Source organism: Bacillus sp. NPDC093026, from assembly GCF_044754665.1.
GTDB lineage: Bacteria > Bacillota > Bacilli > Bacillales > Bacillaceae > Bacillus > Bacillus maqinnsis.
The window spans coordinates 105559-128830 of the sequence record NZ_JBIVPN010000006.1 but is presented as its reverse complement, the minus strand read 5'-3'; the positions used below and the strand labels follow the sequence as shown (position 1 = coordinate 128830).

The 23272-nt window shown below is 38.1% G+C and carries 22 protein-coding genes and 2 pseudogenes; 9 read left to right on the top strand and 15 right to left on the bottom strand.

The features are described 5' to 3' along the window. Position 1 precedes the first annotated feature (1 nt). A complete protein-coding gene (locus ACIQCE_RS13570; protein WP_400495454.1) occupies positions 2 to 730 on the top strand; it encodes a thioesterase II family protein in 729 nt (242 codons plus the stop codon). 345 nt (positions 731 to 1075) lie between these two features. Here ACIQCE_RS13570 and ACIQCE_RS13565 read toward each other — a convergent pair whose 3' ends face one another. The 7 genes and pseudogenes from ACIQCE_RS13565 to tcyA form a co-directional block, all read right to left on the bottom strand. Beyond that, on the bottom strand, positions 1076 to 1768 hold the full coding sequence (locus ACIQCE_RS13565; RefSeq protein ID WP_400495453.1) for an ABC transporter ATP-binding protein: 693 nt from the start codon (positions 1766 to 1768) through the stop codon (positions 1076 to 1078). Positions 1769 to 1776: 8 nt separating this feature from the next. Further along, positions 1777 to 3201 carry a hypothetical protein gene (locus ACIQCE_RS13560; protein WP_400495452.1) on the bottom strand — a complete coding sequence of 475 codons (1425 nt, stop codon included), beginning with the start codon at positions 3199 to 3201 and terminating at the stop codon, positions 1777 to 1779. Between the two features lie 564 nt (positions 3202 to 3765). Next, on the bottom strand, positions 3766 to 4458 hold the full coding sequence (locus ACIQCE_RS13555) for a 4'-phosphopantetheinyl transferase family protein (protein WP_400495451.1): 693 nt from the start codon (positions 4456 to 4458) through the stop codon (positions 3766 to 3768). Positions 4459 to 4624: 166 nt separating this feature from the next. Continuing rightward, positions 4625 to 4908, bottom strand: a pseudogene (locus ACIQCE_RS13550) (DUF6198 family protein); the annotation flags it as partial. Positions 4909 to 5029: 121 nt separating this feature from the next. After that, positions 5030 to 5773, bottom strand: coding sequence for an amino acid ABC transporter ATP-binding protein (locus ACIQCE_RS13545; protein ID WP_400495450.1), 744 nt, complete (start codon positions 5771 to 5773; stop codon positions 5030 to 5032). Between the two features lie 12 nt (positions 5774 to 5785). Next, the gene (locus ACIQCE_RS13540; RefSeq protein WP_400495461.1) at positions 5786 to 6478 is read right to left on the bottom strand and encodes an amino acid ABC transporter permease; all 693 of its coding nucleotides are present in this window, start codon (positions 6476 to 6478) and stop codon (positions 5786 to 5788) included. Next, entirely contained in the window at positions 6465 to 7280 is an 816-nt protein-coding gene (tcyA, locus tag ACIQCE_RS13535) for a cystine ABC transporter substrate-binding lipoprotein TcyA (RefSeq protein WP_353853820.1), read from the bottom strand. Before tcyA ends, ACIQCE_RS13540 begins: the two co-directional genes overlap by 14 nt. A 324-nt stretch (positions 7281 to 7604) precedes the next feature. Between tcyA and ACIQCE_RS13530 the strand changes: the two genes are divergently transcribed. Continuing rightward, positions 7605 to 9038, top strand: a complete 1434-nt coding sequence (locus ACIQCE_RS13530) for an amino acid permease (protein WP_400495449.1) — start codon at positions 7605 to 7607, stop codon at positions 9036 to 9038. A 325-nt stretch (positions 9039 to 9363) separates the two neighbouring features. On the opposite strand, the gene ACIQCE_RS13525 is transcribed toward ACIQCE_RS13530, so the two are convergent. After that, positions 9364 to 9729, bottom strand: a complete 366-nt coding sequence (locus ACIQCE_RS13525) for a DUF1433 domain-containing protein (RefSeq protein ID WP_400495448.1) — start codon at positions 9727 to 9729, stop codon at positions 9364 to 9366. Between the two features lie 28 nt (positions 9730 to 9757). Here ACIQCE_RS13525 and ACIQCE_RS13520 point away from each other — a divergent pair. Further along, a pseudogene (locus ACIQCE_RS13520) lies at positions 9758 to 10429 on the top strand (lipase); the annotation flags it as partial. A 47-nt stretch (positions 10430 to 10476) separates the two neighbouring features. Here the strand turns inward: ACIQCE_RS13520 and ACIQCE_RS13515 are convergent. Both ACIQCE_RS13515 and ACIQCE_RS13510 read right to left on the bottom strand, forming a co-directional pair. Beyond that, positions 10477 to 10782: a DUF1433 domain-containing protein gene (locus tag ACIQCE_RS13515; RefSeq protein ID WP_400495447.1), complete on the bottom strand. Its 306-nt coding sequence runs from the start codon at positions 10780 to 10782 to the stop codon at positions 10477 to 10479. Positions 10783 to 11016: 234 nt separating this feature from the next. Continuing rightward, complete coding sequence (locus tag ACIQCE_RS13510) at positions 11017 to 11382, bottom strand: hypothetical protein (RefSeq protein ID WP_400495446.1); 366 nt, start codon at positions 11380 to 11382, stop codon at positions 11017 to 11019. Between the two features lie 50 nt (positions 11383 to 11432). Here ACIQCE_RS13510 and ACIQCE_RS13505 point away from each other — a divergent pair, with 50 nt between their 5' ends. Beyond that, complete coding sequence (locus ACIQCE_RS13505) at positions 11433 to 12851, top strand: lipase (RefSeq protein WP_400495445.1); 1419 nt, start codon at positions 11433 to 11435, stop codon at positions 12849 to 12851. Between the two features lie 14 nt (positions 12852 to 12865). Beyond that, on the top strand, positions 12866 to 13171 hold the full coding sequence (locus ACIQCE_RS13500) for a hypothetical protein (protein ID WP_400495444.1): 306 nt from the start codon (positions 12866 to 12868) through the stop codon (positions 13169 to 13171). Between the two features lie 357 nt (positions 13172 to 13528). Here ACIQCE_RS13500 and ACIQCE_RS13495 read toward each other — a convergent pair whose 3' ends face one another. Next, a complete protein-coding gene (locus ACIQCE_RS13495; protein ID WP_400495443.1) occupies positions 13529 to 15022 on the bottom strand; it encodes a peptide MFS transporter in 1494 nt (497 codons plus the stop codon). A gap of 240 nt (positions 15023 to 15262) precedes the next feature. On the opposite strand from ACIQCE_RS13495, the gene ACIQCE_RS13490 reads away from it, so the two are divergent. The 4 genes from ACIQCE_RS13490 (at position 15263) to ACIQCE_RS13475 (ending at position 18104) form a co-directional block, all read left to right on the top strand. After that, the gene (locus ACIQCE_RS13490; RefSeq protein WP_400495442.1) at positions 15263 to 15460 is read left to right on the top strand and encodes a hypothetical protein; all 198 of its coding nucleotides are present in this window, start codon (positions 15263 to 15265) and stop codon (positions 15458 to 15460) included. A gap of 68 nt (positions 15461 to 15528) precedes the next feature. Further along, on the top strand, positions 15529 to 15654 hold the full coding sequence (locus ACIQCE_RS13485) for a hypothetical protein (protein WP_400495441.1): 126 nt from the start codon (positions 15529 to 15531) through the stop codon (positions 15652 to 15654). A gap of 328 nt (positions 15655 to 15982) precedes the next feature. Further along, positions 15983 to 16678, top strand: a complete 696-nt coding sequence (locus ACIQCE_RS13480) for a winged helix-turn-helix domain-containing protein (protein ID WP_400495440.1) — start codon at positions 15983 to 15985, stop codon at positions 16676 to 16678. Then, positions 16668 to 18104 carry an ATP-binding protein gene (locus tag ACIQCE_RS13475; RefSeq protein ID WP_400495439.1) on the top strand — a complete coding sequence of 479 codons (1437 nt, stop codon included), beginning with the start codon at positions 16668 to 16670 and terminating at the stop codon, positions 18102 to 18104. The genes ACIQCE_RS13480 and ACIQCE_RS13475 overlap by 11 nt, the downstream gene beginning before the upstream one ends. A gap of 95 nt (positions 18105 to 18199) precedes the next feature. Here the strand turns inward: ACIQCE_RS13475 and ACIQCE_RS13470 are convergent, their stop codons facing one another. The 4 genes from ACIQCE_RS13470 to ACIQCE_RS13455 all read right to left on the bottom strand — a co-directional run bounded on the left by ACIQCE_RS13470 (position 18200) and on the right by ACIQCE_RS13455 (position 23166). Further along, entirely contained in the window at positions 18200 to 19042 is an 843-nt protein-coding gene (locus ACIQCE_RS13470) for a GAF domain-containing protein (protein ID WP_400495438.1), read from the bottom strand. Positions 19043 to 19207: 165 nt separating this feature from the next. Further along, positions 19208 to 20584 carry an aspartate kinase gene (locus tag ACIQCE_RS13465; RefSeq protein WP_400495437.1) on the bottom strand — a complete coding sequence of 459 codons (1377 nt, stop codon included), beginning with the start codon at positions 20582 to 20584 and terminating at the stop codon, positions 19208 to 19210. A gap of 261 nt (positions 20585 to 20845) precedes the next feature. Beyond that, positions 20846 to 22282 (bottom strand): MDR family MFS transporter, encoded by a 1437-nt coding sequence (locus tag ACIQCE_RS13460; RefSeq protein WP_400495436.1) that lies wholly within the window; start codon positions 22280 to 22282, stop codon positions 20846 to 20848. A 17-nt stretch (positions 22283 to 22299) separates the two neighbouring features. Beyond that, positions 22300 to 23166, bottom strand: coding sequence for a TetR/AcrR family transcriptional regulator (locus ACIQCE_RS13455; RefSeq protein ID WP_400495435.1), 867 nt, complete (start codon positions 23164 to 23166; stop codon positions 22300 to 22302). Positions 23167 to 23272 lie beyond the last annotated feature (106 nt).

Here is a 23272-nt window from a genome sequence, read left to right as displayed (position 1 = left end):
TATGAATCAGTTATTTAAAACCTTTGAAAAAAAACCAGAATTCATTCAGCTCATCTGTTTTCCTTTTGCAGGCGGATATTCCGCCTCCTACCGACCGCTTTTCGAACAACTAAGGGGTACTGCTGAAGTAACAGCGGCAGAGCCCCCAGGTCATGGAACTAATTTGATGCCGCTTGAATCAAGCATTGATCGACTGGCCGATTTGTATAAAGAAGGATTAAAGAACAGACTGAACCGTCCATTTATCTTATTCGGACATTCAATGGGAGGGCTTGTGGTCTACAGGCTAACACAAAAGCTAGAAAAAGAAGGCATCTATCCCGCAGCGGTGGTGATCTCTGCCATTCAGCCGCCACAAACGAAAAGACAGCTTCTAACCCACTTGTCAGATGATGTATTTGTTCAGCATATTGCCGAAATGGGCGGTATCCCAAAGGAATTATTAGAGAACAAGCCAATGATGGATTACTTTACACCGTCCTTGCGCGCAGACTATCAAGCACTGGAAACCTTCCAGCACACAGACAAATCGATCATTGAATCGCCCATTTATTTATTCAATGGAAAACAAGATGAGAAATGTATGCAAGATGCAAGCGGCTGGCTAAAATGGGCAAAAACCATCGAACGCACCAATTTCGACGGAGGTCACATGTATATCAACACAGAATTGCAACAATTCGCTGAACGAATGAGAGATATCATTGAGCATGCGACAATTAAGAGTTAAAAAACGGCCTGTATGGGCCGTTTTTAGTGAGGAATATAGCTAGAAAAAGCTGATATAGCTAAAGAAAATAAGAATAATAATACGAACGGAATGTAAAATTTATAACTCCTATTTTCTTTATCTTTTACGTAGGAATAGCACCAAAAACTAAACGATACTATGACAAAAATATTGACATTCCATAAAAATGGAAGTGTAATCATGTGCTCAGCATTAGTCATAATAACATCATTTTCCAATATCAAATTTTTATAAAATAAAATTCAATAATCGAAGCAATAAATAACAAGAATACTCCTGTTATAAGCTGGTTGAAGTAGATAGTATTAAAAAACTGAAAAATTTTTAAGATAATTTTTCAAAAAATTTCTTTTCGAGTTGATCTTCATGAAACGTCACTCCAGAAGATTTTTTTTCTGAATGAATGATACGACCATCATCAATAAACAGAATCTCGTCACATAAGTCCGCTGCAAATTGAATGATGTGTGTAGAAAGAACAATCATTTTGTTGTCATCTCTGAAATCTTTTAAATGCCTTTTCATGTCCGCCATATTTGTGGGATCAAGACCTGTAAAAGGCTCATCTAATAAGATGATGTTTGGATTATGTAATATGGTCAAAATAAAAGACATTTTTTGTCTCATTCCTCGTGATAGAGAAGAAGAACGACGATGAGTTTGTTTTTCTAACCCATATTTACTCAATAAGTGATTGATCTGTGTTGTGTCTAAGGGTTGTTCCACAAGCATAGATTGATATTTTACCAGTTCAAAACAGGTTAAGTTTTCAAATAAAGTTGGATCGTCTTCCATGTATCCGACAGAAGAAAAGTTGTGTGATTCATTGTGATTTATCAATATTTGACCTTCATCTGGGTTTATTAAGCCAGCTATCATTTCTAAAATAGTCGTCTTCCCAGCACCGTTTTTTCCTAATAGTCCAATTATTGAACCTTGTTTAAAATGTAATTCAGGAATCAGTACCCTAAAGTTTGATTCTTTATATTCCTTGGTTAGGTTATAAATTGATAGCATACCATCCCTCACTCAAATAATGTTTTAAATGATTTATAGTTTTTATTTATTGTTCTATGCCAATAAGTAATTATTAAAGATATAATGAGAATTGAACTAGCAGCCATAATTGCATTTGTAACAATGAAATATATTGTGCTATATGAGGAGATAACTGCTAAACCTAAAATGAAACTATAGCAAATATTCAAGGTCAATTTACTAAGGGAACTTGGAATTTGATAAACATATTCCCATTTAAAATAAGGAAATAAAACAGTAGAACCGACAGTACAAATAGCTATTAGAATGCTACAGTTAATTAAAGAAATGATCACGAACATAGGTTTATCTAAAAGTATTGTAAAACTAGAGAATATAGTATATATAATACAAAAAAACAAATGTATGACGATAGATAATATCATCTTGGTTTTAATTTTATTTTTTGCAAAATTAGGTAATTTTTGTTTTAAAGGGAGAATTGGACCGTCAATATCAAACGAGACATAACTTTGTATTGCGTTTGACAAAATAATCATAGGAAAAATAACACAAAAAATAAATAAGAAATCATTTTCAATATCTAGTGTTTCAAGTTGGTTTGTATTAACACCATAAAGTATTAAACCTAATAAACCCCCAGATAATGTTAATATAAATAGTGAAACAGACCATTGAATAGGGGGATTTCTCATTAAAAGTGTAATCTCATAAAACAAGATATGATTAAAATTTCTAGATGTTTCTTTTTGCTTTTCTTTAGTTTTTTTTTGAAATTGAAAAATAGGTACATTATGAATATTTCTTTTCCAATTAATCACTAACAGAAAACTAATGAATGTGAAGATGAAAATAATATATATTAAATAACTGGATAAAGGATTTGTTAATAAATTGAATTTGAATACAGTAAATACCCAAAGTAAAATGATTCCTGTAGTTATATACCCAATCGATGATGAAATTGTAAAAAATTTAGGATTTGAAAGTAAAAATAATAAATGTAATCTAAGTAGATATCCTAAAATAAACGAAGTAATTCCCAAAGCTGCTAATGTAAAAGATTGATGATACCCATTTATAATTAAATTTGTTAAGTAAGACCCTAAAAAAAAGAATACTAAACCAACAATAATACTGAAAAACTTGGCCATATCTTTGCCGAAAATGTACTGATCTAGATTGATTTTTAAAATAGCCATCTGTTTTTTATCTGAAGAGAAAAGGATTCTCATCAAACTCTTATCAATATTTACTGTTAACATTAATATCAAAAAAGATAAGTAGATGGTTGGTAAACTATTAATGAAATAAGTAGTTAGTATACCTAGAAATATAGGGGATATTATGTATAAAAAAGCGAATAATAAAAAAATGAGAGCATTATTACGTTGATGTCTTCTGAAATCATTGATAAACAGGATTTTTGTGTATATTAAATATTTATGCATTTATACCACTTCCATTTTAATTTTGTATAGAGAAGGTGATTCCATCTTCTCTATTAAATAATTTTTAGAAAGCAATAGCGTATTTTCTAGTGTAACTAATTACTAAAGAAGCAATAGCACCAACCGTACCTGCTGCGTTAAGAATTGCACTAACTGAAGTTATTGCCCAACCAGGTATTTGAGGATAGTTTTACTACTAGATTTACAAATGGTGTAACTGGTTCAAGAGTCACTAAAAGCATAGTTGATAAAGTTAAAGTGAGGCTTAAACCTAAAATTGCAAAAAATCTGTTTTTTAAACCTAATTCCTTAGATGACACCCTCTTTATTAATGATATACCCATATTATACAGAAAAAGGATATGTAATAAATGGGTTTTTGTACTTTATTTTTTATAGAAATATTAAGCTCTTCTTTGTTTTTAATTTAGAAAAATCAAATAAATATATGTAAAAAACGTTATCGTTAATCTTTAACGGAGGATAAGTTTTTAACAATCTAATAATATGCGCTACCGGCCATGTCGAGTTGTTAAAGAGATCACTCTAGCAAATCACACCAATTTACATGCGAGACAGCACTTCTGAGCAGGTGAGTGTCTCTATTTTTTCTGCGAAAATGGGCTTTCTAGAGCACACCGCCATTTGATAGGCAGGATCAAGCGAGTACGTTTTGACATAGCAAGGTGCTTCATGCGCAGGTAATGTCAAAGAAGCCTGTCCATCAGCCGATAGGCGAGCCGTAAAGGACGAGAGACCATAGGATAATCCCTTACCCGTCATCTTAATAAAAGCTTCCTTCATAGACCAGAGATGAAAGAAGTAGGCTTCTTGTTGTTCAGCCGGTTTTGAGAGTAAATCGGTATATTCTTCAGGCGAAAAAAAGCGTTTGGCAATCGCCAGATCAATCGGTTTTATCTCTTCAATATCAATGCCGACGGGTGCATCATCTACTGCACACACAATCCAATCGCCAGAATGAGAAAGGTTAAAATGAAACGATGGAATCTGTCGTACGACAGGCTTTCCATTTTCCTCTGTGTCAAAAGCAATCTGATCGATAGGAGTGCCGTGCATGTGATGAATGATTTGACGAATCAACACCTCACCTAACAGCGTTCTTCTTGCATCATTAAGAAAGCGAAAGCGTTCAGCAGTTGCTTGCTTTTCAGGCGACACAAAGGGTTTCAAACGGTCAAGTTGTTCACGTGCTTTTTTTTCATCTAAGTGTTGTAATTGAATAGCAAAAATCTTCATAAAGTACCTCAATTTTTTACATTTAGTGTACCACCTGACGTCGACTGTTCGCAAAGATCATAAAAAAAGGCACATACTCTGCTGTCTTTTTACATCTGTTTGATGATCACAACACCATTCCCATTTCGGACCCACTGTACGTTCAAATAAATAACCATGTGGTGTAAGGTAATACCGTATTATAGAAATCAATAAACACGCCAATCAGCACCATATTGAGTAAAGCACCGACCTTTGGAAATGATTTCGTAAAAACAGAAGTCATTGTCACAATCAGTGCACCAATAATGATGGACCACTGTCCAATCGTGAGTCCAAAGTGCTGAAACAGTCCGTAGTGGAAAGCGTCCCAAGGACCAATCCCAAGAATCTTTCCTTTCACTGTCAGCGAAAGCCCAAAAGCAAGTACAATCAACCAACAAAATAAAAAAACCAACGTAACCGCTTCAACACTCGATTTTCAATCGTAACATATGCTCACGCCTCTTTATATGGTTGCGCGCAATTGTGAACGCTTACTTAAAAAAGTTCAAAAAACTGCTCCCATCACTGTGAGAGCAGCCTTATTTGATCATACAGGATTCAAAATTCGATTTAAAAATTGCTTTGTTCGTTCTTCCTTTGGTTGTTTTAACATTTCGTTTGGAGGCCCCTGTTCGACAATGACGCCATCATCAATAAAGATCACTTCGTCTGCCACCTCTTGGGCGAACTTGATTTCATGTGTGACAACCACCATGGTCCAGCCTTCTTTCGCAAGATCCTTCATGACCTTTAGCACTTCACCGACGAGCTCAGGATCAAGCGCTGAGGTTGGTTCATCAAAGAGCATAAGTTCTGGCTGGATGGCAAGTGCTCGGGCAATGCCGACACGTTGCTTTTGACCGCCTGAAAGCTGGAATGGATATAAATCCTTTTTATCTTCAAGTCCAACCTTATGCAAAAGCTGTATGGCTTCTTTTCGAACCGTCTCTTTCGAACGACCCTGTACTTGGACAGGACCTTCCATCACATTCTCAAGAACAGTACGATGTGGAAACAAGTGATAATCTTGAAAAACCATCCCTGACTTCCGCCGCAACTTAAGCAGATCTGCTTGTTTATTCTTTTTAGAAAAATCAATCGAAAAATCATCGAAGGTTAAGGAGCCGCCATTTGGTATTTCAAGTGCATTTAAACAACGGAGCATGGTGGTTTTACCTGAACCTGATGGACCAAGGATGGCCACAACCTGTCCTTTGTTGATTGTAAAATCAATTGACTTTAAAATCTCATTTTCACCAAAGGATTTCTTTAAGCCTTTGACTGTTAGCATGTCGGTTCCTCCTTACCTTGCGACATAGCGATCAAGTCGTTTTTCAATTTGGTGCTGAACGAGCGATAGAATGAAGCAGAATATCCAATAAATCAGGGCTGCTTCCATATAAATGAACAAAATTTGATCCAAGTTCGCCGCGGCGATTTCCTGTGATTTACGGAAAAGCTCTGCGACTAGAATTTGCGATGCAAGGGATGTATCCTTTACTAAGCTAATAAATGAATTAGATAGCGGTGGAATCGACACACGCACTGCCTGCGGCAAAATGACACGGACGAGCGTTTTGCGATGGGTCATCCCAATGGAATAACCAGCTTCCCATTGTCCTTTTGGAACAGAAAGCACAGATGCACGAATAATCTCCGAAGCATACGCGCCTACATTTAATGAAAAAGCAATAATGGCACTTGGAAATGGATCAATTGTAATATTGAATGTCGGAAAGAAATAGAAAATAATAAACAATTGCACAAAAAGCGGCGTTCCACGAACAGCCGACACATAAATAGAGAAAATCCATCTGAGCACTTTGATCTTAGACATTCTAGCAAGGGCTGTCACAAGCGCAATAAAAAGACCAATAATAAAGGAAATGATGGCCAAGGGAATTGTATAATCAATTCCCTGTGTCATCATTGGCCAAAAAGATTGCTGAAGAAGATCCCACGGAATGACGACCCCTAGGATATTATTTTGTAACATCTTCACCAAACCATTTCTTTGAAATCTTTGCGAGTGTACCGTCTTTCTTCATTTCTTTTAAAGCACTGTTCACTTTATCAACGACTTCGCCGCTGCCTTTTCTGAAGGCAAAATATGTTTCCTGAGGATCTCCTGTTTCGAAAGCAATTTTTAGGTTTTTATTTCCGCTTGTTTTCAAGTAATTCAACACAGCAAGTTTGTCGTTAAACGTGAGATCTGCACGTCCTTGCTGAATCAATTGAATGGATTGTGCCAGACCTTCAACGCCTTCAATCTTAGCGCCTGCATCAGTTGCAAGCTTATTGTAGTTACTTGTTAGAGATTGTGCAGCTTTCTTCCCTTTGACATCAGATAGCTTTTGAATATCATTGTTATCTGATTTTGTCACAACAACCGCTTGAGACGTTGTGTATTTATCAGAGAAGTCATATTGATTTTCGCGTCCAGTTTTACCAACTTGGTTCGCAACCACATCAAAACGTTTCGAATTTAGCCCGGCAAACATGCTGTCCCATTGTGTTTCTTTGAATTCTGGTTTTAAGTCAAGGCGTTTTGCGACTTCCGTAATGACTTCAACATCATAGCCAGTCAATTTATCTGTCTTTTTGTCATGGAATGTGAAAGGAGCGTAAGTACCTTCTGTTCCAATGGTTAATACGCCTTTATCCTGAATGGATTTCCAAAGGTCACCTGATTCTTTAGACGCAGATTGTTTATTCGTGTTGTCATTTGCATGAGATCCACATGCAGTGATAAGTGCAAAGCAAGCGCCTAACATAATGGCAAAGAATATTTTCTTCATTTTATTCCCCACTTTTCTTGTTGGTATTTACAACATATGATCTTACAGAGAAGAAACCTAAAAGTAAAGCATTTGAAATTATCTTGAGCGAATCTCTTCAACTTTATGCCCGAAACCCATTTCTTTCAAACTTGATCTGTCTTGAAAGTCCTCATTTTTTCATTTATTTGAACATTATTAAAATAAAGAATTTGATTCAGTGACCATAGAAGGAAGCATATTTATTATAAAAGATGTATAATTAGTAGGTTGTTTTGAAATTGGAATGAATCCATGGAGACATGTTTTGATACTAGAGCATCTTAGAAGAAGGAGGGCATCATGGTGGATGTTGGACAAAATCAGCCGGAACAATTGAAAAGGGCGATGACCTCCCGCCATTTATTTATGATTTCACTTGGCGGTGTCATTGGGACAGGCTTTTTCTTAGGAACTGGTTTTACAATTGGACAAGCAGGTCCAGTCGGAGCCGTTCTTTCCTATATTGTGGGCGGATTAATTATGTATTTAACCATGCTTTGTCTTGGTGAGCTGTCAGTCGCACTCCCTGTATCGGGATCGTTTCATACGTATGCGACAAAATTTGTGAGTCCAGCGGCTGGATTCGCTGTAGGGTGGATTTATTGGCTTGGCTGGGCGGCGACAGTAGCGCTAGAATTTTTATCTGCAGGACAGCTTATGAAGCGATGGTTCCCGCATGTGGATGTGTGGATTTGGTGTTTCGTATTTGGGCTATTTCTTTTCTTATTAAATGCTAGTTCTGCTAAAGCGTTCGGGGAGTCGGAGTTTTTCTTTTCGACCATTAAGATCGTAGCCATCTTATTATTTATTGGACTTGGTGGAGCGGCAATGTTTGGTTTGATTCAAACGACTGGCGGAGAGCCAGCGCCTTATTTTAGCCATTTTATGAGTGATGGTTTATTTCCAAATGGGTTTCTAGCTGTTGTGGTCACGATGATTACGGTAAACTTTGCTTTTCAGGGAACGGAGCTCATTGGGATAGCGGCAGGAGAGAGTGAGAATCCTGAGAAAACTGTACCACGCTCCATTCATCAGACAGTTTGGCGGACGCTCGTCTTTTTCGTTTTATCTGTCTTCGTTTTAGCCGGCATGGTCCCATGGAAGGAAGCCAGTGTGTTAGAAAGTCCGTTTGTGACGGTATTTTCGCGAATTGGGTTACCTTTTGCAGCCGACATTATGAACTTTGTCATTTTAATTGCTTTATTATCTGTTGCGAACTCTGGGTTGTATGCGTCGACGAGAATGCTATACTCCTTATCGAAGGAAGGAATGGCAGGAAAGATCTTCAAACGAGTCAATCAGCGCGGTATCCCGATGAATGCGTTGCTTCTCACATTCTTATTTACGGGCATTTCATTGTTATCTGGTTTCTTTGCAGAGGAAACCGTATTTGTATGGATCGTTTCAATTGCCGGTATGAGTGCACAAGCTGGCTGGATTACAATCACATTATCTCAACTGCTCTTCCGCAGAAAGTACCTGAAAGCAGGCGGAAAGCTAGAAAATTTAAAATTTAAAACACCGCTTTATCCGGTTCTGCCGATCATTGCGATCACGCTTAACACAATTGTTTTAATCAGCCTTGCCTTTGATCCAGAGCAGCGCATCGGCTTATATGTCGGCGTACCGCTGATGATCATTGGTTATGTCGTCTATCATTGCTATATCAAAAAACATCAGCCGAAAAGTGAACCGCTCAAGCTACAAATACGCGGAGATGAAGAGATCAGATTTTAAACTATAAAGAAAAAATTAATATAGCCTAATTAGACGAACCTAAAATTATGAGACACTCTAGAACACCTTTGACATAACACTAAATGTCAAAGGTGTTCTTTTTTTAGGTATTATTAGAAAAAGATGTTTAAATGAGCTTAGTTCCATCAAAATCTAGTTGGATTTAACAATTAAATTGATGAACTATGAAAAAGCATTCATGACGGAGGATTAAGTTAACCTTAAAATCAGAAAATATCCATATACAAAAACACAGTACGTGATACATTAGGAAATATATCCTAGTATTAAAAAACCCTTCACAGTAATGGGAAGGGATTATTTTTTAATACTCACATGGTTTATCCTCGCACTCTGGCTTTTCTTTAGCATCAACATACGATGAAGTTATAGTGTCATTTGACTTGTCATAAATCCCCCAAAACTCTTTTTCTTTGTTGCCGTTCAAATAACCCTCTGCATTAATCCCCCCCATTGGGTCTATTTCGTATTTGCTCGAGAAATCAATTTTATCTATGCCTTCATAGTTAGCATTTATGTAATCAGTCATCCGTTTTTTAGCTTTATTAAATAGCTCTATCTCTGCAGTCTTAACTTTTTCTTGCTTTTCATTATATTGGTGTTTCATGTATATTCCTCCAAATGTTATAATGAAGATTGCTGACAACAGAATAATAATGTATTTTTTCATAAAACCATCCTTTCAGTGCTTATTTTACATGAGGAATATAAGCAAGGAGGCTAAGATTCCTAATATAACTGACCAAGATTATTATAGTATTAGTCAACTAACATATCGAGATGAGTATTTGAAAAAACATTTCTCGAAAAAAATACCTGTAAAGATTCATTCGGGAAAACAATATTTTATAGATAAAATCAAAAAAGACCCAGATACAGGGTTAGATGTGTACGTCTTTGTACAAGCCAAAAAAAAAGAGGGTCAATGGGTAAAACCTAAAGAACCTGAAAATGTTGTCGTGGGATTTCAAGGAACAAATCAGGAGCAATTAAAAGCTGACATAATCAGTGCGGATGGCGGTAACGTAGTCATGGGATTCGATCCGAAAAAGCAAGTCAAATACATCATGAAAAAAGATGCGCCCATAGACTCTAAAGCCATTACTAAGTATAACGGTAGCATGGAACAAGCCATGCTGCTTAAGAGTGGAAAGTACAAAATGGTCACGAAAACATCTCAATTCGATCAAGGTGATCAAGTTGTTGCTCATGAAGTGGAAAAGTATGCCCATACTAAAACAGTGATTTCTACGACTGGTCACTCACTTGGTGGAGCAGATGCCGAGTACGCTGGGGTAAATAATAATGTTTACAGTGTAGCTTTTAACAACCCTTCCATTGTTAAGCTGCATGATGAAGGAACACAGAAGTTCAAGTCAATGATAAATGGGTTCCCAAAAATGTGAATTAGTGTTTTTTAATACTCACATATTTTGTCTTCACACTCAGGCTTTTCGATTGCATCCACAGTGAAAGATATAATTTTGTTATTACCTTTATCATAGATTCCCCATATTTCTTTTTTTACATTTCCATTGAGATAACCATTAATTTCAATGCCACCCATTGGGTTTACCTCATAATCATTAGTATAATCAATTCGTTCAATCTCTTCATAGTTTGTTTTAATAAAGTCAGTCATTCTTTTTTTAGCCAAAGAGTACAACTCTTCCTTTTGCTGAGTTTCTTGCGCTTCCATTTTGTTGTCGTGTTGTTCCTTCATGTAAAGTCCTGCAAGTGTTATAAGAGTCAGAGTAGTAAGTATAATTATGTTTTTTTTTCATTAAATCATCCTTTTGGCAGTAAAATAAGAGTGGATTCATATATTTTGTTTAGCATTAAATTAACTGTGGAGAAGATTTTTCTTTCAATTGTTTTGATAATTGTGGCATTTATTCTTGATAAGGTATGGAGAAAGCATAAAGACCCTTCACCATAGTGTAGAGGGGATGTATACTTAATACTCACATACTTTATCTTCGCATCCAGGTTTTGGTTCAGCATCAATTCTAGTCAAGCCTATTTTATTATTGCTGTGATCATATAGCCCCCAGAAATGTTCTTTCTTTTCTCCGTAGGTACCTTCCACTGAAATTCCACCCAATGGATCTATTTCGTAATCATTTGAAAAGTTAATTGGATTAACATTACTATAGTTAGCTTTAAGATAATCAGTCATTCTTTTTTTTGCTTTCTCAAATAACTTAACTTCTTGGGCTTTTGCTTCCACTTCCCGATTTTCATCATATTTATGTTTCATATATAGCCCCCCAAGTGTTAAAATAACAATTGTTATAATTAAGGTAATTATTGGTTTCTTCATAAAACCATCCTTTCCACCTTTTATTTTACAATAGGACAGGGGCTATGTACATGAGTGAAAAATATGACATTCCTAATCTATCTGATGAAATTTATTTTTATTTAAGTTCTGTCACCTATAGAGGTAAGGAGCTTAAACGAGCGAATACAGATAAAAAACCCTTAATAACTGAGGATAAAAGGAAAGCTTTTTATGTAGATAAAATCAAAAAAGACCCAGATACAGGGTTAGATGTGTACGTCTTTGTACAAGCCAAAAAAAAAGAGGGTCAATGGGTAAAACCTAAAGAACCTGAAAATGTTGTCGTGGGATTTCAAGGAACAAATCAAGAGCAATTAAAAGCTGACATAATCAGTGCAGATGGCGGTAACGTAGTCATGGGATTCGATCCGAAAAAGAAAGTCAAATACATCATGAAAAAAGATGCGCCCATAGACTCTAAAGCCATTACTAAGTATAACGGTAGTATGGAACAAGCCATGCTGCTTAAGAGTGGAAAGTACAAAATGGTCACGAAAACATCTCAATTCGATCAAGGTGATCAAGTTGTTGCTCATGAAGTGGAAAAGTATGCCCATACTAAAACAGTGATTTCAACGACTGGTCACTCACTTGGTGGAGCAGATGCCGAGTACGCTGGGGTAAATAATAATGTTTACAGTGTAGCTTTTAACAACCCTTCCATTGTTAAGCTGCATGATGAAGAGACCCAAAAGAGAATAAGAAATGGCGAATTTGATTTATATCACAAAGCAATCATTAATCCTGATGATATGGTGGGGGCTGGCTGGCTTTTAGAATACGACAGACATAACGGAACAACTATATACACGAAAGATCCAAGTATCGCACGTCAGGATCGTGCAAATCGGCTTAATATGTCGCTCGGTGTTCCTGGTGTTTTAACCAGTCTAATGACAACATTTTATGGCCAAGCATTTGCAAAAAATCCTGATACTCACAGTTTAAGTGACTCAAATTTTCAATTCGATCAGAATGGTAAAATTAAAAGCGTTGATGGAAGCAACGGGGTTTATAATCAAAATATTGAATCTTTTTCATCTTTCTCAGGTATGAATGGACAGACCATTAAAGTTGATGAAAAGTATGCAAAAGAATTGGCTACACGATTGCAGGCAGCAATCGAAGACTTAAAAACAAAGAAACAAATCATCGAACAATTCCCTCATGATCACAGCAAAATGGTTTATGACGTGAAATCTATTTGCGGAAAGAGATTAGGAGAATTCAAGGATCTAGATCCAAGTGATGTTGATAAAGCTGTATTGTATCACGCGCCTTATGTGAAAGATGGGGCAGCATTTTACGATTCAGAAGAGCATGATCAAACTGAGGCTTCGTTACATTATTTTATAAAAGATTTAGAGGATATTAGTGAGTTTATCATGAATATGGCTGAGGATATGAAAGATAAAGATGATGAATTAGCCAGATGGTTACGGTTGTAAGGGGGAGATTTAAATTGCTGTATGGAGTTAATATGGATGCAGATGAGTTTTACAGACGGCTACAGCAAAATGAAGAACTAAAAAAACAAGTTGGCACAAGTTTAAAAACGCATTGCCACGATCTAAAAGAAGATGTAAAAAATTCAACTGATTTTGGTTCTGCACAACAGGTTATAGCTGAAGTATACGTTGCTTTACTTTGTTCATTTGAAGGGAAAGCAAAAGAAGCATTAGTACAAAGGCTTAAAGATAATGCTACTATGCTGACAACTGTCACAGAGAACAGAAGCACTTTTCTAAGTAGTATAAAAACTAATTAAATAAAATCGCCCTTTACATGTGACTGACCCAAAATTTTGAGACGGGGATCAAAACAACCTTTATGGAACAGCCAGTTGCCGAAACGCTTTCGGTGACTGGTTGTTTCATTTCAATTTCGTCTAATTTTTCACTTGTGTTGGATTTATAATGCCTATCTTGTCCATGATTTCTTTAGTTGGAGTGCTTGCTAAACGTCATTTGTACAGACGCTTCTTTTACATTTTATGGATAACTGACTCTTGTTCCCATACAAAAACACCTCTAAATTGTTTTCAGGTATGCTATACCTCATTTCAACTTAAAGGTGTTCTATTTGTCTCACTTTATGGGGTCAGTTCCAGAGCCTTTTTTGTTATTTAATAAATGCCTTTCATCGCTTTCTTAATCACCGGTGAAAGAACAATCATCACGACGCATAGAATCATTGCGATCAAGCCGATAATGCCAAAATAGATGGTATCTGGCACTTTACCAAAAAGTTTAACCACTTGCGCATTGATCGCCTGTGCCATGGCATTTGAAAGGAACCAAAGGCTCATAGTCTGTGCTGAGAAGGCAGCAGGTGCAAGCTTTGTCGTTGCTGAAAGTCCAACTGGTGACAAACATAGCTCTCCAATGACGACAAGGAAGAAGCTAAGAACAAGCCATAATGGGCTCACAAGTGTGTTTGGACTAGACATATTGGCAGGAATGATCATAATCAGAAAAGATAAGCCTGCAAACAGAAGACCAATTGAGAATTTAATAGGGATTGATGGTTGTTTCTTTCCAAGTCTGACCCATAACCAAGCAAATACAGGAGAAAGCAACACAATAAAAATCGGGTTCAGCGATTGGAACCAAGAAGGTGCCAGTGTCATTCCAAGGAAATGCAAGTTTGTTCGTTGATCCGCATATGTGGCTAAAATGTTTGAGCCTTGTTCTTGAATAGCCCAGAACATGACCGCAGCAAGGAACAAAGGAATATAAGCTAATACTCTAGATTGCTCCACTTTACTTGTCTTTTTACTGAAATACATGATAATAAAATACACAATTGGAATGATGACACCAAGCACACTGACAAACCAAGTAAATAGGTTGATGGTGATGTATCCGGATTGAATGCCTAAAATAGTGAAAACTGCTAGCACAACCACAGTCACTGTTCCAAAGATTTTGATGTTCTTGCGTTCAGTTGCTGAAAGCGGGTTTGTTACATATGTGCCGGCCAGACCTAGGTTTGGCTTTTTCGTAATCACAAAGGTAATCAAACCAACAAGCATACCAACGGCAGCAAGTGAGAAGCCAAGATGGAAATTCACTTTTTGACCGATTGTTCCGACAATTAACGGCGCAATAAAACCACCCATGTTAATGCCCATGTAGAAAATGCTAAACCCAGAATCCCTGCGAGGGTCCGTTTTTGTATACAAATCTCCGACAATGTTTGAGACGTTAGGTTTAAGAAGACCTGTTCCAATAATAATTAGCGCCATACTAATAAAGAGCGCTGTTACCCCGCTTGGCAAAGCCAAAATGATATGACCAAGCATAATGAAAACCCCGCCATAAAAGACCGTGCTAGACGAACCAAACACCCGATCAGCGAGCCATCCGCCAATAATTCCTGACATATAGACAAGGGCACCGTAGACAGACATGATCGAGTTGGCTGTTGTTTGGTCAAAGCCAAGCCCGCCTTTTGTCACCTCTGTGTACATGTAATAAATAAGCAGTGCACGCATGCCATAATAAGAAAAACGCTCCCAAAACTCAGTGAAAAACAGTGTATAAAGGCCTTTAGGATGTCCGAAAAACCCTTTTTGAGGAACACTTTTAGCAATTTTATCGTGGTCAATTGTAGACATGGCATAAATCCTTTCTTAAAAAAGAGATATGAGAAAAATGATATTCTCGTATAGTTCTTGTGTCAATATAAAACTATTCTAAATCAGGAAAATGTTAGTTCAATAGGAGTAAAGACTCAAAAAGTTTGAAAATTGATTCACGTGAAAATGTCGAGAATACGATCTTGGAAACATTTATATAAAATTTAATCTATTGTACAAGCTAATCTCCTTTCCATAGGATGACTAGAGGAATTGAGGTTGGGGGAATTGAATGAATCAGAACTGAGAACAAGTATTGAAACATACTCGCCTGCCACCTATATTCACATCTTGGGCTGTACCATTACTGAATCAAGACGTCATAATATATCAATTACAGGTTGCGACGGAGTGATTGTCGAGAACGATTTGCTTGAAAAATCCGGTGTGAATGGAGCAGAGCCGAGAATGGATTGATATCGAAGGATATGGAGAAAGTGCGACCAACCTCGAGGAATCACTGAATATCTAAATGCGAAACAATATTGTCAAGGGGCGGAGCAGCAAGTGCCATCTATAATTTCAATGGCTATGGTGTGGTGATTGAAGTCAGTTTTGACACCGAAACGATCATTGCAAACAATGTGATTCGTCTAAAGGAGCGAGTGTGACAAAAACAGGTACTACAAGCCTAGGTGTATCGCTTAAGTCAAACAGCAAATCATGTAATCATCGTTGACAACATGATTGAAGGTTTTCAGACAGGTATTGATGTGAGGGGAGACAGTGTTCACCTCACAGGGAATAAAATCAGTCAATATGAAGATTCTGCCGTGAATGTAGAAAATAAATTTGATTAATCCCATCATTAAAAAAAGTATGAAAAAAAGATGACCAAACCATGATAAGTTCATGAAATCGATTGAATCCAATTGAGATTTGAGAAGGAACGTGTAAAATGAAGCTACATAAAGAAAAACAGTGCAACAGCGGAGGCTGATGATGAAGATATTAATGATTGAAGATAATCAGAGTGTATGTACCATGACAGATATGTTTTTTCAAAGAGAGGGGTTTCAAGCAGAATTTGTTCATGATGGGTTGGAGGGATACAATCGGTTCAAACAAGAGAATGATTGGGATTTATTGATCTTAGATGTCATGCTTCCTTCAATGGATGGCTTAACGATTTGCCAAAAAGTGCGACAGATCAGCGACGTTCCTATCATTATGCTGACAGCAAAGGAGACAGAGTCTGATCAGGTGCTTGGATTTGATCTTGGTGCAGATGATTATGTAACCAAGCCTTTTAGTCCACTGACATTAATGGCGAGAATCAAAGCTATGAAACGCCGATTTGCTCACACACCCACCCAAGAAGAAGTGAAAGAGGATGAACGGCTTGAAACAGCCCATTTTCAGCTAAATAAAAAAACAAGAGAAGTCTTTCTTGATGGGAAACGAATTGAGAATTTGACGCCAAAGGAATATGACCTGCTTTGCTTTTTTATTCAACATCCTCGTCAAGTCTTTTCGCGGGAGCAATTACTTGAACAAATTTGGGGGTATCAATTTTATGGAGACGAACGGACTGTTGATGTACATATCAAACGGTTGCGCCAAAAAATTGGGGACGGGCCTAAACCCTTTTTATATACGGTATGGGGCGTAGGGTATAAATTTGATGAAGATTAAATACTTTTATCAGCTACTGATCAGTCACCTTGGGCTATTACTTATTGCCATCATTATTATCAGTTCCTTGTTATCTCATTTTGTGAAAGATATTGCTTACCAGAACAGGGTAGATGAAATGAGCTCGTATGGGAATGAAATATTGCAGAATTTCAAATTATTGCCTAAAACTGAAATGATCTTCCGACTACGTCCATTTGAAGATATTCTCTCGACAAGACAAATTCGTTTCTTCGTGTTTGACGAAAAAGGAGATGTGCTATCTCAACAGCAAGGTATGCCGCCGCACGAAGCCTTATTGCCAAAGGATTTATGGGCCAAGCTCTCAAAGGGAGAACAGGTCATTGTGAAGCGGAGTGACTCTTGTCGCCTTGATCAAGAAGCAACTCTTGTGGCGCTTCCTGTGATGGAGGACGGGAAGTTGAAGGGCGGGGTTGTCCTCATTGCCCCAATTCAAGGGGCTGAACAACTGATTGCCCAGATGAATCGTTATTTGTATATCATTGTGTTTGTTGCCTTGACGATTACCTTTATTCTAAGCCTTTTCCTCTCTAAATTTCATGTGAATCGAATCAAGAAGCTGAGAGAGGCAACAGCGAAGATTGCCAAAGGTGATTACAACATCAACCTTAAAAACAAGCATCTTGATGAAATTGGGACACTCGGTGAGGATTTTAATATGATGGCAAAACGTCTCCAAAGCTCAAGAGAAGAAATTGACCGGCTCGAAAAACGAAGACGACAATTCATTGCAGATGTGTCTCATGAATTGAAAACACCGCTGACCACTATTCGTGGATTGGTTGAATGGCTGAACACATCTGATGTGTCGCCGGAAGAGAAGGAGAAATGTTACGCCTTAATCACAGACGAGACTAAACGAATGCTGCGTCTTGTCAATGAAAACATGGATTATGAAAAAATTAGATCCAACCAAATCACCCTTCAAAAATTTCACTATCCACTCGTCGATACCTTTGAAGTGATAAGAGAGCAGTTGAGCCGAATAGCTGAAGAGAAAAACAATACACTGATTGTGGACGTTGACCCTCAACTAAAGGTCTATGCAGATTACGACAGGCTGATTCAAATTCTCGTCAATATCACAAAGAACGCCATCCAATTTACAGAAGGCGGTCAGATTTCTTTACGAGGAAAACAAGGGCATCAAGAGACGATCATTGAAATTGAAGACACAGGTATAGGCATTGCCCCAGATGAAGTAAAGCACATATGGGAACGATTTTATAAGGCCGATATTTCTAGAACGAATACACCGTATGGAGAATACGGACTCGGTTTGTCCATTGTGAAGCAGCTTGTGGACCTACATGAAGGCCGTATTGACTTGAAAAGCGAGAAAAACAAAGGAACGACGTTTACCATTCGTCTGCCGCTCCCAGAAGAAAAGAAGACAAAGAGCTAAAATCAACTTCATTTTAGCTCTTTGTCAACAATTTGCAAGGCTATCCAATGTGATGAGCCTTTTGATGTGAAACCATGATTCTATGGAGTGCCGCTTCAGTTTTTGGTAAACGTTAAGCCGATATGAGCAAGTGCTTGCGGCAAGTCTTTGTGAATCGGAATATCTTTAAATGAAATATTAGATTGAAGCGCACTTAAAGCAAGGTCCTGTTTAATACCTGTTAAAACAGCCGTCATGCCCAAAAGCTTCAAAGTTTGGGCATAGTTTACTAAGTATTGAATGCTTTGTTCATTTAGCCGTTTCGTACCAGATACATCAATGACCAAATGAGAGAGCGATAGCCTGTAGCTTTCCTGCAAAATGGTCTCTAAAATAAGCTGGGCCCGTGTCTCTTCAATATCACCAAGAAGCGGGAGAACAGCCACACCGTCAACAACAGGAACGATTGGTACAGATAAATGCTGAATTTGACGGTTTGCACGGTCAAGCTCCAGTACGTAACTTAATACAGAAGCCATCGTGTCAAACATATGAATATGCTCTTCTGTAAATTGCTGTGGTCTTAAATCAAGCCCGCAAAGCGTACCGTAATTCGAGCCATCTCCAAAATGAATGGGAACCCCAATAAAGGAGCCCCCTCGGAGCCGTTTCGTGACCTCTAAGTATTTAGACCGCTCGTCCAATCGAATATCTGGGATCACGAGTGTATTCTGGTGATCAACCGCTAGCTTGCAAAATGTTACCTCAAAAGGAAGCTCTTCTCCTTCTTCAAGTAGCTGTTCCTCATGATGTAACACCTTCACAATCTGATTGATGTTCTGATCATTTTTCGCAATAAACAGTGTATTCACATCAATGAATTTCCTCATCATGTTTAAAATACTCGTAGAAGCGTCATCAAAATTACGAAACTGTTTCAATAGTTGTTGATGGGACATTGTTTTAGGGCTCCTTGTACATCCGAACGTAGAATCGGAACAATAGTTGATTTGTTTCTATCATACAAAAACAGACGATCAATAGATATACTTTTCATGCACGAATAAACCAAAGGGTATTTTTGTAAAAAAAGACTGCCGTTCTTGGATTAGGCAGTCTGAATGTTAAAGTGAGACAGGCACGGTGGCCATTGAGAAAAATTCCTCATACAAAGCCTTGACGGCTTCTTTTTCTTGAGCTGCTTTGACGCCGAACATCATGCTGACTTCTGAAGAGCCTTGGTTGATCATTTCAATATTCACCTTGGCTTTTGACAAAGCCTTGGCAGCTCTTGCAGTCGTACCAACGTTATGCCGCATGGCTTCTCCCACCACCATAATTAGGGAGAGATCTCGCTCTAAGACAACCTCGTCTGCATCAAGCACCATTTTCAGGCGGTCGAGGAGCTCTTGTTCAATGTGCTGCTCTTCTAGTTGATCCTGCCTTAAAATAATGGTCATATCATCAATTCCAGAAGGTGCATGCTCGTAGGTAAGATTATACGCTTCTAATGTTTGCAGCACCTTACGTCCAAAACCAACTTCTCGGTTCATTAAATATTTACTGATATAAATGCTACAAAATCCATTGTCTGATGCGATGCCGACAACTGGTCCATTTGTATGATTCCTTTGATTTACAATTTTTGTCCCTTTAGCCGATGGGTTATTTGTGTTTTTAATCTGAACAGGAATACCTGCTCGATAGGCTGGAATAAGTGCTTCATCATGGAATACAGAGAAACCAGCATATGACAGCTCCCGCATTTCCCTATACGTGAGTTCTGTGATTTCCTTTGGCTGGTGAACGATCGTTGGATTGACGGCATAGACTGCATCAACATCTGTGAAGTTTTCATACACATCTGCCTTCAAACCATTCGCCAAAATCGATCCTGTGATATCTGAACCGCTTCGAGAAAATGTGACGATATCACCAGTGAGACTAAAGCCAAAAAATCCAGGGAACACTATGATGCCGGAGCGTTCTCTTAATTTGTATAAATGATCATATGATTCTGGTAATACTTGCGCATGACCAGGATCGTCACTGACAAATAAACCAGCTTCTTTCGGATTGACATAGTGCGCTTCGACCCCTTGATGGCGGAAATAAGCAGCAATCAGCTTTGCGTTATTATCTTCACCGCTTGCTTTAATCGCATCAAGGTAACGATCAGAATGAGTCGAGTCAGCCTGTAATAATGTGTCTAGGTCGTGCCGGATGGTGTCAATAATGTCATGACCTAAACCTAGTTCATCAGCAATGGATGCGTATCTTTCAATCACGGCTTCCTTTAAATCATTTGCTTCACCTAATCGTAAATATTGTTCACCGCAGCTAATTAATAGGTCGGTGACTTTGGTATCGTTTGAATGCCGTTTTCCTGGTGCGGAAACAACGACTGCTTTTCGAGATGGATCTGCTGTAACAATGTCAAATACCTTTTGCAGTTGCTTGCCAGATGCAAGGGAACTGCCACCAAATTTAACGACCTTCAATGCATACATCTCCTATAGTAAAAATTTTCTCACAAATTGAATTGTTACTATTATCAACTCTTTTCTCAGAATTATCAAGTTTTTTCTTTATGGAAAGAACAAATGTATTTTTAGAGAGGACGTTTGCTTTGATGTTCTTCAAATCTGCGAAACTTTCGTTGTCGCTCTCACTTGTAAATTTAGCCAAAAGAAAAGCACCACCAAATGGTAGACTGTATCTAACATTTGGGGTGCACTTCACATGACAAACTCTTTTTCAATTTAAGAAGATGATGAGGAGGAAAGGTCCTGTTTCATCAGTTTATTCTCGCGTTTTTCTTTTAAGAAAAGAGACATGATCAGCCCAATTATAGCAATGAGACCAGCGACAAAGAATGCCGTATTCATGCCATGTACGGCTGATTTCAACGGATTGGCTAGTTCTGCATTTGCAGCAGAGCTGCTCATAACCGAGACAAGCAAGGCTGTTCCAATCGAACCGCCGATCTGTCTCATCGTGTTATTCATTGCTGTCCCATGCGGGATGAGATGAGGAGGTAAAGAGTTAATGCCGGCTGTTGTTAGTGGCATCATAATCATCCCTACCCCGATTAAACGAATGGTATAAGCAATCGTAATCAGTGTGATAGACGAATCAAGGCTCAGCATCATAAACGGTAAGGAGGTCACTGTTAATATTGCAAATCCGCCTAATGCCAGCCCTTTTCCACCGACTTTATCAAAAATCCGCCCGATAATTGGTGAGAGAAAGCCCATAAATAAAGCGCCTGGCAATAAGATAAGACCCGTATCGAGCGCTGACAGTCCTCTGACATTTTGTGTATAGAGCGGCAGGATTGTCTCAGTCCCAATCAATAAAGCAAAGACAAGCATACCGAGGAAGGTGGTTAAGCTAAAGATCGCAAACTTAAATACACCAAACTCAAGCATCGGTCTTTTCAAATTCGATTGTCGAAGGATAAAGAAGAACAAGCTAACGGCTCCAACAATAATCGAAATGAGTACAGTCGCACTCGTCCATCCGTATGACCCGACACTAGAAAATCCGTACAGTAAACCGCCGAACCCGAAGGATGACAGAGTGATTGATAAGACATCAATACGTGTTTCTCTTTGCTGTGTGACGTTTTTCATTAAGAAGAAAGCAAGAATGAGGTCAATGATACCGATTGGCAGGACAATATAGAATAGGTATTTCCAAGTAAAAGTATCCACGATCCAGCCGGCAAGTGTTGGTCCAATCGCCGGTGCGAATGAAATGACAAGTCCGACCATTCCCATCGCTTGTCCGCGTTTCTCTTTCGGGAAGATCGTTAAAAAGATGGTTTGCATCAGTGGCAGTAAAATGCCTGCTCCAGCTGCTTGCACGATACGTGCGGCAAGCAACACGGGGAAATTCGTTGCAAACGAAGCAAGAATAGTTCCTGCTGTAAAAATGCTAAGAGCCGTTAAGACAAGGGTGCGGCTCGAAAACTTCTCAATTAAAAAGGCAGTAATCGGGATGAGAATCCCATTTGTCAACATAAAGGCTGTTGTTAGCCATTGGCCTTTGTTGACATCAATATGAAATTCTTCCATGATATGTGGAATTGCTGGAATTAAAAGCGTTTGGTTCAAAATCGCTACGAATGCTCCAACAAGGAAAATTCCAACAATCACAGGCCGATTATACGATGTATGTGTGGTTGATTGGTTCAATGTAATCCCTTCTTTATCTATAAAATGATGCTTTTCAGCTGTGACACGTCTTGAGTTAAAACGCTATTTTTACCTAAGTAATCAAGCAATGAGCTGATTAAAAAGGTTCTCGGTTGTTCCTCTGCCAATTCTTGTTTTAACAAGTTGAAAGCAGACATAAGGTCATCTTTTTCCATGCTATGTGAAATTGCGTGTAGTTGCTGTTCGATTTTAGCTAAGTACGTCGTTGCAAGATTCTCTTCGCTCAAGTCATCTGTGGCTGAAAGCAGGTATGATTCCATCAACTCGTCTGTCAATACAGGCTTTTTTGAGCAGGGTTGTTTTGACACCTGATCCATGACGCCGATGATCATCTCTGCTACATTTTCTAAACGGATGTTCTTCTGTTCAATGGCAAGCATGAGAATCATCTCTCTCATTAATCCATTTAAGACAATGACAAGGTCCCACACATATGGTGCGACAGACTGACCGTACGTACTTAAAATGATGTCACGATGACGCTGCATAATAATGGACCGCGTCTCACGCAAATGCTTCTTAACAATGGGTGAATGCTGAGAAAATGCTTCAAATGACAGCATGTTCAAAAATTTATGATTCTCTTTAAATTCCTCAAGCTCCAACTTGATTTTTTTTGTGAATTTTTCCTTCTTGGAGAGTGTCGATTCTGAATGAATCATTTTAGAGATTTCTCGCATTTTCTGCTGATTAAATTTAATGAGTTCAAGTAGGAGAGCTTCTTTTGAATCAAATAGTTTGTAGATCGACGCTTTTGACATTTTGCAGGCATCTGCAATCGACTGCATTGACACGCTCATATAGCCTTTTTGTGAAAATAGCTTTTTGGAAACCCGCAGAATTTCTTCTTGCTTTTCGTTCATGATTTCAAGTCCTTTCCAAATGTATAAAACCGAATGGTCACAAAGGAAACCGAGTGGTCACTTTTGAAATCATAACAAAACAAAAGGCTCTTTTCAAGAAAAACGA

Coding starts and splice junctions, on each gene's coding strand:
- tcyA (WP_353853820.1), bottom strand. CDS start 7,280: ATGAAGAAAATATTCTTTGCCATTATGTTAGGCGCTTGCTTTGCACTT.
- ACIQCE_RS13555 (WP_400495451.1), bottom strand. CDS start 4,458: ATGAAGATTTTTGCTATTCAATTACAACACTTAGATGAAAAAAAAGCA.
- ACIQCE_RS13565 (WP_400495453.1), bottom strand. CDS start 1,768: ATGCTATCAATTTATAACCTAACCAAGGAATATAAAGAATCAAACTTT.
- ACIQCE_RS13525 (WP_400495448.1), bottom strand. CDS start 9,729: ATGAAAAAATACATTATTATTCTGTTGTCAGCAATCTTCATTATAACA.
- ACIQCE_RS13570 (WP_400495454.1), top strand. CDS start 2: ATGAATCAGTTATTTAAAACCTTTGAAAAAAAACCAGAATTCATTCAG.
- ACIQCE_RS13455 (WP_400495435.1), bottom strand. CDS start 23,166: ATGAACGAAAAGCAAGAAGAAATTCTGCGGGTTTCCAAAAAGCTATTT.
- ACIQCE_RS13480 (WP_400495440.1), top strand. CDS start 15,983: ATGATGAAGATATTAATGATTGAAGATAATCAGAGTGTATGTACCATG.
- ACIQCE_RS13515 (WP_400495447.1), bottom strand. CDS start 10,782: ATGAAGGAACAACACGACAACAAAATGGAAGCGCAAGAAACTCAGCAA.
- ACIQCE_RS13475 (WP_400495439.1), top strand. CDS start 16,668: ATGAAGATTAAATACTTTTATCAGCTACTGATCAGTCACCTTGGGCTA.
- ACIQCE_RS13540 (WP_400495461.1), bottom strand. CDS start 6,478: ATGTTACAAAATAATATCCTAGGGGTCGTCATTCCGTGGGATCTTCTT.
- ACIQCE_RS13470 (WP_400495438.1), bottom strand. CDS start 19,042: ATGTCCCATCAACAACTATTGAAACAGTTTCGTAATTTTGATGACGCT.
- ACIQCE_RS13495 (WP_400495443.1), bottom strand. CDS start 15,022: ATGTCTACAATTGACCACGATAAAATTGCTAAAAGTGTTCCTCAAAAA.
- ACIQCE_RS13545 (WP_400495450.1), bottom strand. CDS start 5,773: ATGCTAACAGTCAAAGGCTTAAAGAAATCCTTTGGTGAAAATGAGATT.
- ACIQCE_RS13510 (WP_400495446.1), bottom strand. CDS start 11,382: ATGAAGAAACCAATAATTACCTTAATTATAACAATTGTTATTTTAACA.
- ACIQCE_RS13560 (WP_400495452.1), bottom strand. CDS start 3,201: ATGCATAAATATTTAATATACACAAAAATCCTGTTTATCAATGATTTC.
- ACIQCE_RS13505 (WP_400495445.1), top strand. CDS start 11,433: ATGAGTGAAAAATATGACATTCCTAATCTATCTGATGAAATTTATTTT.